This is a genomic window from Chryseobacterium elymi, from assembly GCF_003385495.1.
Taxonomy (GTDB): Bacteria; Bacteroidota; Bacteroidia; order Flavobacteriales; family Weeksellaceae; genus Chryseobacterium; species Chryseobacterium elymi.
Genome location: NZ_QNUH01000006.1, coordinates 16604 through 34109, shown reverse-complemented (window position 1 = coordinate 34109; position 17506 = coordinate 16604). Strand labels below are relative to the sequence as shown.

Genomic DNA, 17506 nt, shown 5'->3' with positions numbered 1-17506 from the left:
ATTTTCTTTTAACCACAAATAGATCACTATTGAATAACAACCACATCTGTAGAATTCGTAAAAAGGATTAGTGATACTGGCGTTTTTTATAGAAAGAAATAAAATTCAACTTATTCAGTAAAAAACATCTCAAACTGAGGTGTTTTTTTATTTCATATGGGTCAATAAAAAAAGAAATGGCTCTTGTTTTATCTTTTCAATGCTTATTTTTGTTAAAATATTTACACTCAATGATAAAAATCAATACCGAGGCTCAATATCCGGTTTCTGAAACCCTGTTTGTCTTTGCTTTGGATTCAGAAGCCGGAAAAGCTTTTGATGGGAAAAATAAATTGGTAACAGGAATAGGAAAAGTAAACGCAGCCATAGAACTTACCCGCGAAATTCATTTCAGAAAACCTAAACTGATTATTAATCTGGGTTCTGCAGGAAGTAAAAGCTTCCGGAAGGGTGAAGTAGTCTGCTGCACAAAATTTATACAAAGAGATATGGATGTGAGAGGCCTAGGTTTCAGTCTTTATGAAACCCCTTTATCCGGTATTCCTCCTGTCCTGGAATATGGTCTTCAGATGAACGGTCTGGAAGAAGGAATTTGCGGCAGCGGTGACAGTTTTGAGATGAATCATTCAGAAACGGATTACAATATTGTAGATATGGAAGCCTATCCACTTGCCCTGATTGCAAAGAAAGAAAACATTCCTTTTCTATGCCTGAAATATATTTCTGATGATGCGGGAAGCGATGCCGCAGACGACTGGGCAGTTCAGGTGCATCTGGCTTCTGAAGCTTTTAAAAAACTACTTTTTACTGAAGATTCAGATTTGCATCAAAACTAACGGCCTACTTTTGGACAACGGATAAAAAAATAAATATGAGTGAAATATTAAAACAGCAGCTCTTAAAGATTATAGAGGTTTCTGATCAGGAGTTTGATTATATTTTAAGTCATTTTAACTATAAAAAATTGAAAAAACATCAGTTTCTTGTTCAGGAAGGGCATCAGGTAACGGATGATTATTTTATTTTGTCCGGTTGTGTAAAATCTTATTATACAGATGCCGCAGGGAAGGTTCATATTATTCTTTTCGGAGCCAGAGACTGGTGGATTACAGATTACGAGGCTTACTATTATCAGAAATCAGCAACACTGAATATTGACTGTATAGAAGATACGGAAGTATTGTGCTTAAGCAGTGAAAACCGTGAAAAACTCTGTAAAGAACTGCATAAGGTAGAGCATTTTTTCAGAAAAAAAACCAACCGCAGAAATGTATCCCTGCAAAACAGGATCCTGACTTTACTGAGCAGCAGTGCTAAAGAACGCTATGAAAAATTTCTTTCAGATTATCCTGATCTCGTACGGAAACTTCCCAAACATCTTCTGGCTTCTTATTTAGGGGTAACCCGGGAAACACTCAGCAGGCTCTATACTTCGAAATAATGTGAGGCAGATCACCATTAAAATGTGAGGTATATCCTTTTAAAAGACTGCCCATATTCCCAATTTTGTCAGAGAAACTTTAATACATAAGACAATGACAAAATTTATGATCCAGCCTGAAAGCAGTACGGTGAACTGGACAGGCAAAAAGATCCTTGGACTGCACACAGGAACGATTAATATCCAAAGCGGTTATCTTAGCTTTGAAAATGATATCCTTACCGGTGGAGAAATCGTAATTGATATGACCAGTATCATTATTACGGATATTAAAGACCCAAAAGTAAATAAGGACTTTCTTGATCACCTGAACCATGATGATTTCTTTTCCACAGACCAGTTTAAAACAGCTAAACTGTCTATTATTCACGCAGAAAAATCAGATGGAAAACATACCATCAGTGGTCACTTAACCATTAAGGATATAACCAATCCTATAAGTTTTATAATTTCCGTTGAGATTTTTACAGACTTTCTTCATGCGCTTGGAGAAATAGTGATAGACCGTACGATGTACAATATGAAGTATGGTTCCGGTAAATTTCTTTCCAATCTCGGAGATCAATTGATTCACGATGATTTTGTACTTCAGTTTAAGCTGATCGGACAAAAATAAATAGCTATGAACTGGAAAGACACAAAATTCACAAAAACTTTCGGGACTGAATTCCCTATAATTCAGGGGCCGTTTGGGGGAAAACTTTCTTCGGTGGAGCTTACTGCTCTTGTTTCCAATGCGGGCGGTTTGGGTTCTTTTGGCGCCCAGCCTTTTTCAGGGGAAGAAATGATACATATTTCAAGAGAAATCAGAAGACAAACCACTAAGCCATTTAACCTTAATCTTTGGGTAAAAGACAGGGATGACAATATTGATCAGTTTCAGGGCGGGGATTTTGACAAAGTAATGCAGATATTTCAGCCTTACTTTGATGAGACCGGAATACAACCGCCTTCATTTCCACTTCCCGAAAGTCCCGGTTTTGAAGAACAGGCAGAAGCTCTTCTTGACATAAAACCTTCCGTTTTTAGTTTTGTCTATGGTATTCCTTCTGAAGGTATCCTGGAAAAATGCAGACAGCTTGGCATTAAAACCATAGGAACAGCTACCACACTGGATGAAGCCATTGCCATAGAAAATGCAGGAGTGGATGCGGTTGTCGCTTCCGGTTCCGATGCAGGAGGACACAGGGTTTCATTCCTTGAACAGGCTGAAAAATCTTTAGTGGGAACGTTTTCACTCATTCCTCAGGTTGCAGACCGCGTAAGAATTCCTGTTATTGCTGCCGGTGGAATTGCTGATGCAAGAGGAGTGAAAGCAGCTTTCAGTCTCGGAGCCGATGCAGTACAGATTGGAACTGCATTTTTAGCCACAAAACAGTCAGGAACCAGTAATATCCATAGGAATTTATTATTTTCCGAAGACGCAAAATATACCACACTGACTAAAGTATTTACCGGAAGGCTGTCCAGAGGAATCAGAAATCGCCTTACAGAGGAACTGAATGAGCTACAGCATTCTCTGGCGCCATACCCTTTTCAGGGGAAGATCACTGGAAAACTCGGAGCCTATCCCGCAAATACGGAAACTCACCCCGAATTTAAATCATTTTGGAGCGGACAGGCAGCCCCGCTGCTAAAACATCATGATGCAAAAGTTTTAATAGAATCTTTAATTAATGAAATTAATATGATTATGTAAAATACCTGTGGCTTCTGAACCAGTAAAAAAACATCATTTTTATAAGCATAAGTCCTGAAGAAAATTTTTCAGGATTTTGTTTTCTATTTGTATTTTTACATTTCAGGCCTGCAATTATATGAAAATTACTTTTTATCAACCGGTACATCCTATGCTTAAAAAATATATTGAAGGATATTATTTTGTAGAAAAAGATGATAGGGATGAACCGGTAAGATATCTTACTTTTCCTGACAACTATTTCATTGTATCAGCATGCCAGAATGTGGCTCTAATCCAGAATAGAGGATGGGTGGAAATCCGTAGATCTTTATCCGAAAATTTAGTAATCGACTTTGTTTCCAGATGTTCTGTTCCCACTGAAATTTTTTACCATCAGTCTGTTAATGAAATTACTGTTTATTTTAAGCCATTGGGAATGTATCATTTTTTTGAGGCAGATGACAGTGAGGCTATGCAGGAACATATTCATGTTTCGGATTTTAAAGAAATATCGAATACAGTTATAAATGAGCCTAACAGAAAAAAACAAATTGAAATACTGGAAGAGTATTGGCTTTCGAAATTCCAACAGAAAAATTTAACGTTAGCGTACGCTATATTGACTGATTTTGAAACTGAACTCAGCATCGAAGAGATAGCAGCAAAGAACAATATAACAAGACAATATCTGAATAAAATTTCTAAACGGTATCTGGGTAAACCAGCGTCCGAATTCAGAAAAATCCAGAGATTTCGCAAAGTTTTGATTTCAAATAAGAAAGTAAAAAATCTCACAGAGCTCTCCTATGAGAATCTTTTTTACGATCAGTCCCATCTTATTAAAGATTTTAAAGAATTCACTAAAACAAGTCCCAGAAAATTCTTTGAAAAAGTAGATATTGAACAAAATAATATCTGGCTGTTTATCTAAGTTTCCATTTTTACAATTTATAGGCTTTCCATTGAAATACTTTTACTAAATATTAAATCATATTTCAATGAAAAAAATACTGGCCGGAATTTTCTTTTTCCATTCTCTGATTTCCTATGCACAGAGCGATCATACTAAAGTAGTACTGTCTGATATCACAGAAAAAGTGAAGAACAACTATATTGATAAAGAAGCCTACAAAAAAGTTGATTCTTTATTTCAAAATGAATCTAAGAAAGGCAGTTTTAATCATTTGAGTAAAAAAGACTTTGCAGCACTTCTTACCCAAAAGTTGAGAATAAACATCAATGATAAACATTTTTTTGTTAAATACCTAGAAAACTACAGCCCACAAAAAGCTGTCGATGAGAAAGAAAGAGAAAAAGAGAATAATTTTCATAACAGCCTTGAAAACTTTGGATTTGAAAATATTCAGCGGTTAGAGGGTAATATTGGTTACATTAATTTTAAAGGCTTCGCATCCCCCGAATCCAGTGAAAAAACACTGGCTGCCGCTATCAATTTTGTGGCCAATACCAATTCATTGATTATTGACCTGAGAGAAAATGGGGGCGGAGACAATGATATGCTTCTGTTGTTCTGCAGCTATTTTTTTGATAAAAAAACGGATCTTTATACTACTTATTTCAGAAATAAAGATAAAACAGTCATCAACAGTACACAGCCTAAAACTTCCGGGCAGAAATATCTTCACAAAAATATCACCATTCTTACCAGTAAAAAAAGTTTTTCTGCAGCAGAAGGTCTGGCTTACTTTTTACAGGAACATAAACTGGCCGAAGTAATCGGTGAAAAAACGGGCGGTGCTGCCAATCCGGTAGATCATTTTATCATCCAAAATCAATATTTGCTACTTGTTCCGACAGGAGAAATAACATCTTCCATAAGCCATAAAAACTGGGAGTATATCGGAGTGATTCCTGATCAGGAAGTAAAAGCTGAAGACGCTTTAAAGGCTGCTCATCTTAAAATTTTAAAAAATATTTTAAAAACAGGAACAAAAACTGAATTAAGCATACCGGAAATAAAAAATCTTATTAATAAATTAGAGCAATAAATATAGATATGTCATCAATAATCATTAATAAAGCCGGGATACGGGACCTTGAAACCATTCAGAATATTGGCAGACAGACTTTTTCAGAAACCTTTGCAGAAAGTAATTCAGAAGAAGCTATGAAAACCTATCTGGAAGAAAGTTTCAGCACGGAAAAAGTAAATTCAGAATTAACCAATCCCAATTCTCATTTCTTTATTGCCTGGGAAGAGGATATTCCTGTCGGTTACCTGAAATTAAACTCCGGAGAGGCACAAACTGAGCTTAAGGACGAAACTTCATTAGAAATAGAGCGTATTTACGTCAAAAAAAGCCATCATGGCCAGAAAGTGGGTCAATTGCTTTACGATCAGGCTCTGGAAACGGCTAGAAGCCTGAACAAAAGTTATCTGTGGCTCGGAGTCTGGGAGGAGAATTTGAGGGCACTTCAATTTTACAGGAAAAATGGTTTTGAGGAATTCGGAACTCATACCTTCAGATTAGGAAATGATGATCAGACCGACCTGATGATGAAGAAAATGTTAGATTAAATATTATCAGCTTTGAAAGAATTTTTAGAACAGATCAGTACCTATTATCCTTTATCAGAAGAAACAGTTAAGGCATTGATGAATATCTGTACCGAAGCAACATATCATAAAAATGAGCTTCTTCAGGAAGCCGGATCTGCTGCCAGATATTATTATTTCATAAAATCAGGATTGGTAGGATATTATACTGTAGACGAACAGGGAGATTCTGTATACAAGATTTTCTTTGAAGAAAAAAGTTTTGTGGCTTCTACCGCAGCCATTATCAAAGATACGCCCAGCGACTTCAATATCATTGCTTTAGAAGACTGTTCGGTAATAAAGTATTCTGCAAAAGCTTTCAGAGAATTGATCACAAAATACCATGATCTGGCCTTATTTCACATCCGTTATCTGGAGGAAAACTGGGTGGTTAAAAAAGAACCGTTAGAGATTTCTTTAAAATATGAAACAGCCAAGCAACGTTATTTACAGCTTCTGGAGAACAAACCGCTCCATAACCGGCTGAAACAGCATCATATTGCTTCCTATCTGGGAATTACACCTACTCAGCTGAGCCGCATAAAAAAAGAAATAAACTGACAAAAGCTTCAACATATGTTGAGGCTTTTTTATTTTCTTAGCTTCATCTTTGTCACATAAATAACAACAATAGTACACGTAAATAAACAAACTTACAATGATTACAGATGTACTATAATTCGTCAATTAAAATTTATCCTATGAGAAATTTAGCAAGTATTGTATGTGTATTAGTAGTATCTGCACAGCTTTCCGCACAGAAAGTTATTCATAAAGAAGTCTTTAGTGCCAAAATGAATAAGAGCATTAAAACGATCATTATTACACCGGATGTACAGCAGGGAATAACCTATCCATCGGTTTATATTCTTCACGGCTACAGTGGAAATCCTGAACGTACAATTAAGCAGGATATTCCTGATTTGGTTAAAAAAGCCCAGGAATATAAGATGATTTACGTACTGCCGGACGGAAATTATAATTCATGGTATGTAGACAGCCCGCTAATTAAAGATTCACAGTATCAAACCTTTATCGGACAGGAGCTTGTAGATTTTGTTAATAAAAACTATCCTGTAAAAATCGATAAAAAATTCCGTGGCATTTTGGGTTGGAGCATGGGAGGTTATGGTGCTGTCAACATTGGGACGACATATAATAATACATTTGGTATTGTGGGAAGTTCTTGCGGGGCTTTGGATTTCAATTCATTCGGGGAAGGGTATACTCATTATCAGGTAGATAAAGTATTAGGATCTGCAATATCATTAAATCCTAAATTTCTTACAGACAATAAAGTGAAGACTATGGCTACAGCAGAACAGCAGTACATTTTCGATTGCGGTACGGAAGATACACAAATGATTGAAATGAACAGAAAATTTCATAAAAAACTCACAGACCTTAAGATTCAACATCTTTATATAGAGTCCTTAGGCATCCATGATCCTAAATACTGGAGCAGGTCTTTATCTGAGCAGTTGACTTTATTTGATCGATTTTTTAAGCTATAAAATTAGCTTTATATAAATTGATGTATCTGGTTTTATTATAATTATTTATGTGTTTTATTTGAAGTTGAAATCAGTAGCTCCTAACCATCCTAACCATGTCAAGGTTCAAAACCTTGACATGGTTAACAGGGCTCAAATCTTTAAACGATTAAGATGATAAGAAAACTTAAATGCTCTTGATGGTTTAAATATTTATTCAGGTTTAAAAAGTATTCAGCTAAAAAAATCCTTTTAAGCCTTGTGCTTAAAAGGATTCATCATAATGATAATCAAGTAATAATGAAATACTTTAAATATTTTCAAAATTTTTACCCAAATGTTCTTCAATTACAAAGAACGGGTCTTCAGTAAGTGTGTGCGCTCTCATTTCCATAAGACTCACTTTACTCATCATACGAAGCATAATTCTTCTCTGACATTCGTGCTCTACACCATCAACATTTCTTACCCCGGCTCTGAAAGCAGATCTCCCGTGGGCACATAAATGGTTATTCACCAATATCACATCTCCGGCCTGTGGTGTGAACCCTGAATAGATCAGATCTCTTGCCTCTTCCCAAAACTCGTTCAGATGATGATGGGCTTCATCAGTCTGCCGAATGCTTGGATTAAACAGCTGTTCAGCAGCATCAAACCTCATAAAGGGCAACTCATAGTTACCATACAGAACGGCATCCAATGCTTCTTCTTCATCCGCACCTCTCTCCAGATTAGCATCTTTCGGAATCTTATACATCCGTTCAAAAAGAGGCCTGAATTTTTCTCTGATTGATCCATGGGAACGAATTGAGTAAAGGGTAGAGGGCACCTGCTCTTCATTACGGATGTACATAAAACTTAAAAAATCTGCCTGGTGTTTCAGAAAAGCATCTTCGGTATGTACATAAAGATCTGTTGCAGATCCCGATCCGGTCTGCGTTTCTCTCATTTTTTCATCCGGGATGATCGCATGCATTAATCCGCCACCTTTTCGCTGTGAATAATATTGTACAGGCTTAGACGGAAGTGCTCCGTGGATCAAAGCACAGGCAAAGCCATAGATATTGAATTTGGAATAATCTGCAGACTGCCAGTTGGGTGGAGTATTTCCTATACTTTCCTGATCAATATCCATAAGTCCTCTAAACACAAGGGCCCCATACTGATCTTTCGAAAAGTCGCTGGCGAAATCAGCCGCTATATGCAGAATTCTTTCCGGTAAAAAATAAGAGGCCAGCTGATGAACATGGGTAATGAAATCTCTGTTTTCATAGCTGCCATATTTTCTCTGAAGATGCGTCGCTGCATCTTGTATCATTCTTCTTTCCTGAGAGGTGATCTCAATGACTCTCGGAAGCAGTTTTACCGCAGTAATACTGTCGTTATCTAAAATTTCTAGCGAATTCATTAAAAAAAATATTTGGTGTGTGAATATAATTTCTATATTTGTTTTTAATTATTCTAAATAACAATAACCGATTCAAATTTATGAATAATTTATCAACCACCAAATAAAAAGTAAAAAAAATGTAAAAATAAAAACTTGACTATCAAGCATATACATATGTATGTTATACGCTTTTACACAACTTATTGATTTTAAAAATTACCTTACAAATACGTATATGAACAACAATCAAATGCCCGCCGGAGAGATCCTGGGCGCCTACTTACCTCACATTTCGGGGAATTTTGGAAATATTTTTCATTCTCACAATTATGATCATTATCGTTCCGCTGTCGAAGAAACTTTAGACCTTGTAGGAACTTTTCTTCACAGAAACGACAAACCCTTCAGCGGAATCGAAGCCAAAGAAATGAAAGGCATGGTACAGCAGATAGACCTTAATCAAAAACTGTCTTCGTATCAGGAGCTACTTGAAGAGGTAGATACTATATATGTAAAGCACGCGACAGCTTTTCACCTTCCACAATACGTGGCACACCTTAACTGTCCTATCGTTATCCCTGCATTGGCAGGAGAAATCCTTGTCAGTGCCATCAATTCTTCACAGGATACTTACGACCAGAGTGCCGGAGGAACCTTCATGGAAAGAAAACTGATCGACTGGACCGCAGAGCAGTTAGGATACAATACAGAAACCAGCGACGGCGTTTTCACGGCAGGTGGGTCACAAAGCAACCTGATGGGACTGGTGATGATGCGTGACTGCTTCTCCCAGAAGAGATACAACCATAATATTAAACTGGAGGGTCTTCCACAGGAGGCCGGACATTTCAGAATTTTTGTTTCCGATAAATCTCATTTCAGTAACCTAAAGAACGCCTCTATCATGGGATTAGGCGAAAAATGCATCGTTAAAGTCCCTACAGACGAAAGATTCTGCATGGACATCGCTTTACTGAAGAAATACATTAAGAGAGAAGAGCAGATGGGAAATATTCCTATCGGAATTGTAGCTACGGCCGGAACTACAGACTTCGGAAACGTAGACCCACTGGAAGATATTGCCAACGTTGCTGAGCAGTATAATATCTGGATGCACGTAGATGCCGCTTACGGATGTGCTTTATTATTAAGCGAAAAGTACCGTCATCTTCTGAACGGTATCGAAAGAGCGGATTCAGTAACGATAGATTATCATAAATCTTTCTTCCAGCCCATCAGCAGCAGTGCTTTCATTGTTAAAGACAAAAGGGAATTAAGAATCCTGAAACACCATGCAGACTATCTGAATCCTGCCGAAATGGATGAAGAGGAAATTCCTGCACAGATCAACAAATCCATTATCCAGAGTACACGAAGATTCGATGCTCTGAAGCTGTGGTTTACTTTAAGAATGATGGGCAAAGAACAGCTCTCAGAATACACAGACACAGTGATAGACCTTACCAAAGATGTAGCGTCTATGATCACTGAAAACCCTCACTTCGAACTGCTTTCCGATACGGATTTGAGCGTTTTGGTTTTCCGTTATATCAGACCTGATATTGAAGACCTGAATGCTTTGAACCAGCATATCAAAATGAAGCTTTTCTACAGCGGAGAAATTCTGGTGGCAAGTACCAAAGTAGATGGAAATTTCTACCTGAAGTTTACTTTCCTGAACCCGATTACGACAACAGAAGATGTTCACCAAATTTTAAATACAATACAATCGCATGGAGAAGACTTTGATACAGCAAACTAAGCTTACGGAAAAAGCACAGGAAATCACGATCAGAATCCTGCTGAACGGAATGCTCCGAGAGCTTGGAAACGGAAAATTCTACCTGGGAGTCCCGAAATATGATGCCCTTACCGCTCAGGCACTGAAAAACAGTACCTATCCGCTTCATATAAGATTTGAATTAAAGAAAAGCAACATCTTTTTATTCGCTCCGGTTTCTTACCGTTCTGAAAGTGCTTTCCATAATTATGGAAAGCTTTTATGGGTGGTTGATCATAACAATCAAAAGGTTTTTGAACCGGATGTTGATGAGCTTACCGAATTCGTATACCGCGAACTTTCTGAGCAGTTCAGTGAAAAAGGCCTTGAATTATTTACGAAAAGGATTCACAGCAGTCTAAGAAATTTGGAAATGATCATGAAAGAAGGCTTACAGGATCAGGATGCTTTGACGTATTCTTTCCTGGAATCTGAACAACAGCTTCCTGTAGGACACAATCTTCATCCGTTTACAAAAGCGAGAATGGGGTTCTCCCGATCAGAACAGCTTCTTTACGGCCCGGAATTCAATAAAGGTATTCAGCTGGAGTATTTTCTGGTGCACAAAAGCTGTGTTCTGGAGCAGTCGGTTTTGGAGCAGCCTTACAACGAATTTCTGAAAAGCATCGTTTCATTACCGGAAGATCTTGAAGCGAAATACCTTAACGAAGGTGAAAAACTTTCTGATTTTTATACGATTCCGTGTCATCCTTGGGAAGCTACTTATCTTTTATCTATCGCAGAAGGAGCAGAAATGATCAAAGACCGTACTCTGATCCATATCGGAGCTTTTGGGGAAGAATTTTATTCAACATCTTCCATCAGAAGTATGTACAGTCCTCATATTCCGTGGATGCCAAAGTTTTCTTTAAATGTTCTTTTAACGGGATCTATAAGGATCAATACGGAGAAGGATCTGAAAAGAGGCTATGCATCAGCTTTATGGAGAAAACATGCAGGCGCAGCATTTGAAAAGGATTTTAACCAGTTTAAACTGCTTTTGGAGCCTGTAACATTAGGCGTTTATCATCAGGATAAAAATATTGAAAGCCTTAATCTGCTGATCCGCGAAAATCCGTTCCAGCAGGAAGATAAAATACTTCTTTTAGCAAGACTGTGTCAGGATGAGCCTGCAGACGGACAGAATTTTATCCAAAAATTCTTTACAGATGTTTCTGAGAAATTGGGAACCAGTCCGGAAGAATCGGTTACCATTTGGTTTGCAAAATATATTCATCTGCTGATTGCTCCTTTAAACCATTTATACAGCCAATACGGCATGGCTCCTGAAGCACACCAACAGAATCTTTTAATTCAACTGGGTGATCAGTTGCTTCCGACGACTCTTTTTGTAAGAGATGCACAGGGATATTTATTAAGAGAAAGCGCAAGAGAACAGTATGCGGAGCTTTCCAAAGCGTATCCTGAGATTGAAGATCTTTTTATCAGGGATGAACGTCTTTTAGATATTATCTCTTACCATGTTTTAGTGAGCAATCTTTCAGCACTTGTAGCATCATTAGGAAAGACGGGATGGGTGAAAGAGAGAACACTGATCAATATGCTGCACACCGAATTTGAGAAGATTCATCAGGAAATGCCTTCAGATTTTACCCGTTACGCACTTAAAAACCGTCATTGGGGAACAAAAACAAATTTTAAGGCGGTAGCTAATGAAATCGATGGAATCACCAGTGCAGCAGCCATTTCTTACGCCAAAGTTCCGAATCTTCTTCATTATCATTATTTCTCAGATCAGCTGATCCATCCGAAAGGGAAAGAAGCTTTCTTCAAGCGTTATTTCCAGAAAGATGATGTCACGGTTACGATGAGACCTATAGATCTTGATGAAGACCTAGAAATGCTTCATGAGTGGTTTAACCGTGAACACGCGATCAAAATCTGGCAGATGAACTGGCCGATTGACGAGCTGGAAACCTATTACCGTTTAATGCTGCCGAGTGATGAAGCACACAGCTACATCGTTATGAGCAATGGTGAACCTACATGCAATATCGAAGTATACTGGCCATGCAGAGACATTGTCGGTGATTACTATGATGTACTGCCTACCGATTACGGAACCCACCAATTTATCGCACCCACAGACCCGAAGAAGAAATATGTTTCTCCTTCCACCCAGTCTATGGTAGATTATGTATTTGCCCAGCCGGAGGTTGGAAAAATGGTAGGGGAAGGCTCGGTAGATTCTCTGGCGTCTATGATGAACAAGGCTCATGTCGGGTTCAAAGTAGATAAAGTCATTGAAATGCCTCATAAAAAAGCCAACCTTAATTTCTGCTACAGAGAATGGTACTGGGAAAAATTCCCACAAAACAAAGATGTAGAATTCACCGTAAAAATCACTGAACATGAATAACGATACGATATATAACGTGATCGGAATAGGTATTGGTCCTTTTAATTTAGGACTTGCTGCTTTATCCAATCCGATTTCTGAATTAAAAACACTTTTCCTTGACCAGAGAGACGGTTTCGACTGGCATCCGGGATTAATGATCGACCACGTAACACTGCAGACGCCCTTTCTGTGTGACTGTGTATCCATGGCAGATCCTACCAATCCTTTAAGCCTTCTGAACTATCTGAAAGAAACAAACAGATTGTACAAATTCTTTATCAGGGAAGATTTTTTTATTCCGCGTAAAGAATATAACCGTTACTGCCAATGGGTGGTGAGCCAGCTGCCGCAGTGCCGTTTTTCAACGCAGGTGGTTGATATCGTGTATGAAGACGGACTATATTTAATCACAACCATTCATACCAAAACTAAGGAAACCGAAGTTTTCAGAACAGAAAGACTGATCCTGGGAACGGGGACACAGCCTCACATTCCTTCGTTTATTCCGAAAGAGGATTCACGTATTCTTCATACAAGCTCTTATCTGTACCGTAAGGAAGAACTTTTAGCTCAGGGTAAAAAAATTGCCGTGATCGGTTCAGGGCAGAGTGCTGCAGAGGTTTTCTATGATTTATTGCAAAGCCGTGATGAAAATACCCAATTGGGCTGGTATTCACGTCCGGACCGTTTCTTCCCTATGGAATATTCAAAGCTGACGCTGGAACTGACTTCTCCTGATTATGTAGATTATTTTTACAGCAGGGATGAAGCAGCCAGAAAATCAATATTAAGCAAGCAACAGGCACAGTTTAAAGGAATCAATTACGACCTCATCAACCAGATCTATGATTTCATCTACGACCTGAATATTGATAATGCTGATCCTAAGCTGACCATCATTCCAAACAGCCAGTTGGATAGAGTAGATAGCAGTAATCCAGATCATTTAACTCTTGAATTTACCCAATTGGAGCAGGATGTCCCTTACGAACAGGAAGCCGATTATCTGGTAGTAGGAACAGGATACCGTTATCATGAACCGGCTTTTCTGAAAAATATTCAGTCCAGAATTAAAAGAGATTCTGCAGGACTATTTGCGGTCAACAGGAATTATTCCATAGACCATAACGGCGGTGAAATCTATGTGCTTCATGCTGAAGTACACACCCACAGCTACATTTCTACCGATCTTGGAATGGCGGCCTACCGTAATTCCTATATCATCAATGACATTTTGGGAAGAGAACATTATAAAATCGAAAAGAAAATTGCTTTTCAGGATTTTAATGTAGAGAAACACGCTGCTGTATCAACTGTCAAAATATAACAGAACAATGAACACCCACTTAAAAAATAATACCATCAGCCAGGAAATCTGGCTACAGGCCAACAGAGATCTTATGGCCAAAACAATTGCAGAGTTAATGCACGAAGAACGCCTGAAACCTGTTGCCGTTACTCAGGATGAAGAAGGATTTGCTGTCTTCAAACTGGAAACCGGAATCGAGACTATAGAATACGTTTTCCGCGGACAGGAAAGAATGATGGATTACTGGCACATTGATACAGAAAGTATCGTGAAAATAGAGGATGGAGTACCCACCTCAGTGCTGAATATTCCCCAGTTCTTCCTTGAAATGCAGACCGTATTCGATCTGGATGCCAATACGCTCGCAAGATATACCGAAGAATTGCTGCACACGTTATACTGTGACGCATTAATTTTATCCAGAGGCGTGATGTCTTCAAAAGAGCTCGCTTCCAGTAATTACCAGACCGTAGAGCATCAGATGACGGGCCATCCGTGGGTCATCGTTAACAAAAGCAGGTTAGGATTTTCTCCTGCCGATCTTGAAACGTTTGCTCCCGAAGCAGGAGAAGATTTAAAAGTCTTATGGCTGGCTGCTCATAAGGACAGATCAGCGTTCCAGTCGCTGGAGCATATAGATCAGGAAGGATTTTACCGTTCTGAAATTGGAAACGAATTGTATCAGTCATTTCAACAAAGACTGATTGATTCCGGAAAGTCTCTCGAGGATTATAATTTAATTCCCGTGCATCCGTGGCAGTGGGAACATAAGCTGAAGATTCATTTTGCCGGTGATATCGCATCTGATATTCTGATACTCTTAGGAGAAGGAAATGATATGTACAGCCCACAGCAGAGCATCAGAACTTTGTTTAATACAGATCATCCTGAAAAAAGATATCTGAAAACTGCTGTTTCTATTTTAAGCACAGGAAATATCAGGGGACTGTCACCTAAGCAAATGAAAATTGCCCCTTCCATTACAGACTGGGTGAAAGGACTGATCAAAGGTGATGTTTATCTTGAAACAAAAGGAACCATATTTTTAGGAGAAGAAGCTTCTATTGCTTATCTGCACCCTCAATACAGCGCAATTGCCGGTGTTCCTTATCAGTATAACGAATTTCTTGGAGCTTTATGGCGCGAAAGTACATCCAATTATTTACAGGACGACGAAGAAATGTTTACCATGGCTTCCCTGCTTTTCGTAGATCAGAATGGAATTCCATTGGTACAGGCTTTTGCAGAGCAGGCAGGAATCAGTATTCAGCAGTGGATTACAGATTATCTGGATGCCTATCTTACACCGTTGCTTCACATTTATTATACCCATTCTCTTTGTGTAACACCTCACGGAGAAAACATTATGGTCGTATTGAAAAACGGAGTACCACAGAGAATTGTCATCAAAGATTTTGTGGATGATATTGTCCTGACGACAGAAGCAAGGGAGAAACTTCCTGACCATCTGGCAGACGGACTGATCCAGTCTTCCAACAAGGAAAACGTTCCGCTGTCTATTCTTCTAGGCGTTTTTGATGCGTTCTTCAGATATTTATCCAATGTTCTGCATACCCATTCCAATTTTCAGGAAGAGACCTTCTGGACGCTTGTTCACGACTGTATAGAGAACTATAAAAACCATAATCCTCATCTGAATGAGCGGTATGAAAAATATGACCTGTATGTTCCTACCTTCAAAAGGTTCTACATCAACAGTCTTCGTTTGAAAAACAACGGCTACAGTGAAAATAAAGCATTTGCTATTCCAAAGAAAGACGGTGCATTGCCGAATCCTTTGTATCAGATTGCCAATAAAAATTCTGTAGCGACCGTATGAGAAAGTTTCTGCATCTTGTAAAAGAAGGCTCTGTATTTGCGTACGGAGCTTTAGCGGGAAAAAAAGTAGAACTTACCTCAGGGAGTATCAACCGTTCTATCTTCAGCCTCGCCATTCCGATGGTGATGGAGCTCGTGATGGAATCTGTTTTTGTCAGCATTAATCTTTTAATTATTGCAAAATTAGGAGATAAGGTCTTGGGCCTTGTAGGAATTGCAGATAACTATATCAATTTTGCCAATGCGATTGCCATTGGTTTGGGTATTGCTGCTGCAACACTAACGGCGAGGAGAGCCGGAGAAAAAGACCAGGAAGGTATGGGCCGGACTGCTCATTATATCATACTGCTGGCATCGGCCTTTGCATTACTGATTGGTGGTCTATCATTCCTTTTCGCTGGTGAGATCATCAATTTCCTTGGATTTAATACAGGGATGGTAGATAACGGACTTCCTTTCTCCAAACTGGTCTTTCTGAGTATCGGCCTAGTGATTCTGCGTCTGTCTATCAATGGTTTGTTCAGGGGAGCAGGGGATGCGGATCTGGCGATGAAGTCGCTTTGGCTTTGTCATATCTCCAGTATGGTCTTTGCGATAATTCTTGTTTTCGGACTTGATTTTATTCCTGCTTATGGATTAATGGGATTGGCGTATGCCACCATATTATCCCGGTTACTGGCGGTTTTATATCAGTTCTTTATTCTTCTTACACGCAAGACCAGCGTCAACATTCTGGTGAAATTTCATCTTGACCTGCCTTTAATTAAGAAAATACTGAAAATTACTTTTGGCGGGCTGGTTCAGTATATTATTCCTACTTCCAGCTGGCTGATTATGGTTAAAATCATCGCTACTTTCGGGACTACTGCTCTTGCAGGATACATTATTGCGCAGAGAATTGCTTCTGTGGCGACGATGCCTGCCTGGGGAATAGGAAATGCTGCTGGAGTTCTTACAGGACAGAATCTAGGAGCTGGCAACCCGGACCGCGCAGAGAAAACGGTATGGAGAGCCGGAGGAATCAATATGACCTATCTGATAGCCGTCGCTATATTCTGGCAGTTCGCTGCGGAATATGTGGTGACGTTCTTCACCAAGGAAGCTGAGGTAGCCAGATACGCTGTACAATACATCCATGTGGTGTCTATGGCTTATCTCTTACTCGGTTTTACAATGGTGATCAGCCGTGCCCTTAATGCGGCAGGCAATATTATGCAGGTAACCCTGCTGTACATGATCATGTTCTATGTGATTCAGCTTCCTTTGGCGTATCTGCTTGGGGTAAGGCTTCAGTGGGAACTGAAAGGGATATTCACCGCTATTGTTTCCTCGGAAATTGTACTGGCTGTATTGTTCCTCATGATCTTCAAAAATGGTAAATGGAAAACTATAAAAATTTAAAATGCACACAACAGACGAATTTTATGAAATTATCGCATCAGCAATCGCTGTGAAAAAAGAATTGGTAGACGAAAACCTTACCTATCAGGAAATTCCTGAATGGGATTCCATGTCGCATCTGCTTATTGTAGAAGCGTTGGAGCAGTTCTACCGTGTCAAGTTTGACTTTAACGACATCCTTGAAATGGGAACCGTCGGAAAGATCCGCGAAAAAATGAAAAAATACGATGTACTCGTAGAAAACTAAGTA

Annotated in this window: 16 protein-coding genes; 15 read left to right on the top strand and 1 reads right to left on the bottom strand. The window is 38.9% G+C overall.

The annotated features are described in order from the left end of the window. The first annotated feature begins 230 nt into the window (after nt 1–230). The 9 genes from DRF60_RS08330 to DRF60_RS08290 all read left to right on the top strand — a co-directional run bounded on the left by DRF60_RS08330 (nt 231) and on the right by DRF60_RS08290 (nt 7196). Complete coding sequence (locus DRF60_RS08330) at nt 231–836, top strand: 5'-methylthioadenosine/S-adenosylhomocysteine nucleosidase family protein (protein WP_116011648.1); 606 nt, start codon at nt 231–233, stop codon at nt 834–836. Nucleotides 837–871: 35 nt separating this feature from the next. Beyond that, entirely contained in the window at nt 872–1441 is a 570-nt protein-coding gene (locus DRF60_RS08325; protein ID WP_116011647.1) for a Crp/Fnr family transcriptional regulator, read from the top strand. A 94-nt stretch (nt 1442–1535) separates the two neighbouring features. Beyond that, nucleotides 1536–2057 (top strand): YceI family protein, encoded by a 522-nt coding sequence (locus DRF60_RS08320; RefSeq protein WP_116011646.1) that lies wholly within the window; start codon nt 1536–1538, stop codon nt 2055–2057. A gap of 6 nt (nt 2058–2063) precedes the next feature. Further along, the gene (locus DRF60_RS08315; RefSeq protein ID WP_116011645.1) at nt 2064–3140 is read left to right on the top strand and encodes an NAD(P)H-dependent flavin oxidoreductase; all 1077 of its coding nucleotides are present in this window, start codon (nt 2064–2066) and stop codon (nt 3138–3140) included. A 118-nt stretch (nt 3141–3258) separates the two neighbouring features. Next, on the top strand, nt 3259–4053 hold the full coding sequence (locus DRF60_RS08310) for a helix-turn-helix domain-containing protein (RefSeq protein WP_116011644.1): 795 nt from the start codon (nt 3259–3261) through the stop codon (nt 4051–4053). A 67-nt stretch (nt 4054–4120) separates the two neighbouring features. After that, entirely contained in the window at nt 4121–5131 is a 1011-nt protein-coding gene (locus tag DRF60_RS08305) for a S41 family peptidase (RefSeq protein WP_116011643.1), read from the top strand. Nucleotides 5132–5139: 8 nt separating this feature from the next. Continuing rightward, a complete protein-coding gene (locus DRF60_RS08300) occupies nt 5140–5661 on the top strand; it encodes a GNAT family N-acetyltransferase (protein ID WP_116011642.1) in 522 nt (173 codons plus the stop codon). A gap of 12 nt (nt 5662–5673) precedes the next feature. Further along, a complete protein-coding gene (locus tag DRF60_RS08295) occupies nt 5674–6243 on the top strand; it encodes a Crp/Fnr family transcriptional regulator (RefSeq protein ID WP_116011641.1) in 570 nt (189 codons plus the stop codon). 140 nt (nt 6244–6383) lie between these two features. Next, nucleotides 6384–7196: an alpha/beta hydrolase gene (locus DRF60_RS08290; RefSeq protein ID WP_116011640.1), complete on the top strand. Its 813-nt coding sequence runs from the start codon at nt 6384–6386 to the stop codon at nt 7194–7196. A 289-nt stretch (nt 7197–7485) separates the two neighbouring features. Here DRF60_RS08290 and DRF60_RS08285 read toward each other — a convergent pair whose 3' ends face one another. Next, nucleotides 7486–8583, bottom strand: a complete 1098-nt coding sequence (locus tag DRF60_RS08285; RefSeq protein ID WP_116011639.1) for a TauD/TfdA family dioxygenase — start codon at nt 8581–8583, stop codon at nt 7486–7488. A 217-nt stretch (nt 8584–8800) separates the two neighbouring features. Between DRF60_RS08285 and DRF60_RS08280 the strand changes: the two genes are divergently transcribed. The 6 genes from DRF60_RS08280 to DRF60_RS08255 are packed head-to-tail and all read left to right on the top strand — an operon-like array spanning nt 8801 to nt 17503. After that, a complete protein-coding gene (locus DRF60_RS08280) occupies nt 8801–10327 on the top strand; it encodes a pyridoxal phosphate-dependent decarboxylase family protein (RefSeq protein ID WP_116011638.1) in 1527 nt (508 codons plus the stop codon). Continuing rightward, on the top strand, nt 10299–12725 hold the full coding sequence (locus DRF60_RS08275; protein WP_116011637.1) for a GNAT family N-acetyltransferase: 2427 nt from the start codon (nt 10299–10301) through the stop codon (nt 12723–12725). The genes DRF60_RS08280 and DRF60_RS08275 overlap by 29 nt, the downstream gene beginning before the upstream one ends. Continuing rightward, a complete protein-coding gene (locus DRF60_RS08270) occupies nt 12718–14034 on the top strand; it encodes a lysine N(6)-hydroxylase/L-ornithine N(5)-oxygenase family protein (protein WP_116011636.1) in 1317 nt (438 codons plus the stop codon). The genes DRF60_RS08275 and DRF60_RS08270 overlap by 8 nt, the downstream gene beginning before the upstream one ends. 7 nt (nt 14035–14041) lie before the next feature. Then, nucleotides 14042–15856: an IucA/IucC family protein gene (locus tag DRF60_RS08265; RefSeq protein WP_116011635.1), complete on the top strand. Its 1815-nt coding sequence runs from the start codon at nt 14042–14044 to the stop codon at nt 15854–15856. After that, the gene (locus DRF60_RS08260) at nt 15853–17256 is read left to right on the top strand and encodes an MATE family efflux transporter (protein ID WP_116011634.1); all 1404 of its coding nucleotides are present in this window, start codon (nt 15853–15855) and stop codon (nt 17254–17256) included. The genes DRF60_RS08265 and DRF60_RS08260 overlap by 4 nt, the downstream gene beginning before the upstream one ends. A gap of 1 nt (nt 17257) precedes the next feature. Next, a complete protein-coding gene (locus tag DRF60_RS08255; RefSeq protein ID WP_062646915.1) occupies nt 17258–17503 on the top strand; it encodes an acyl carrier protein in 246 nt (81 codons plus the stop codon). The last annotated feature ends 3 nt before the right edge of the window (nt 17504–17506 follow it).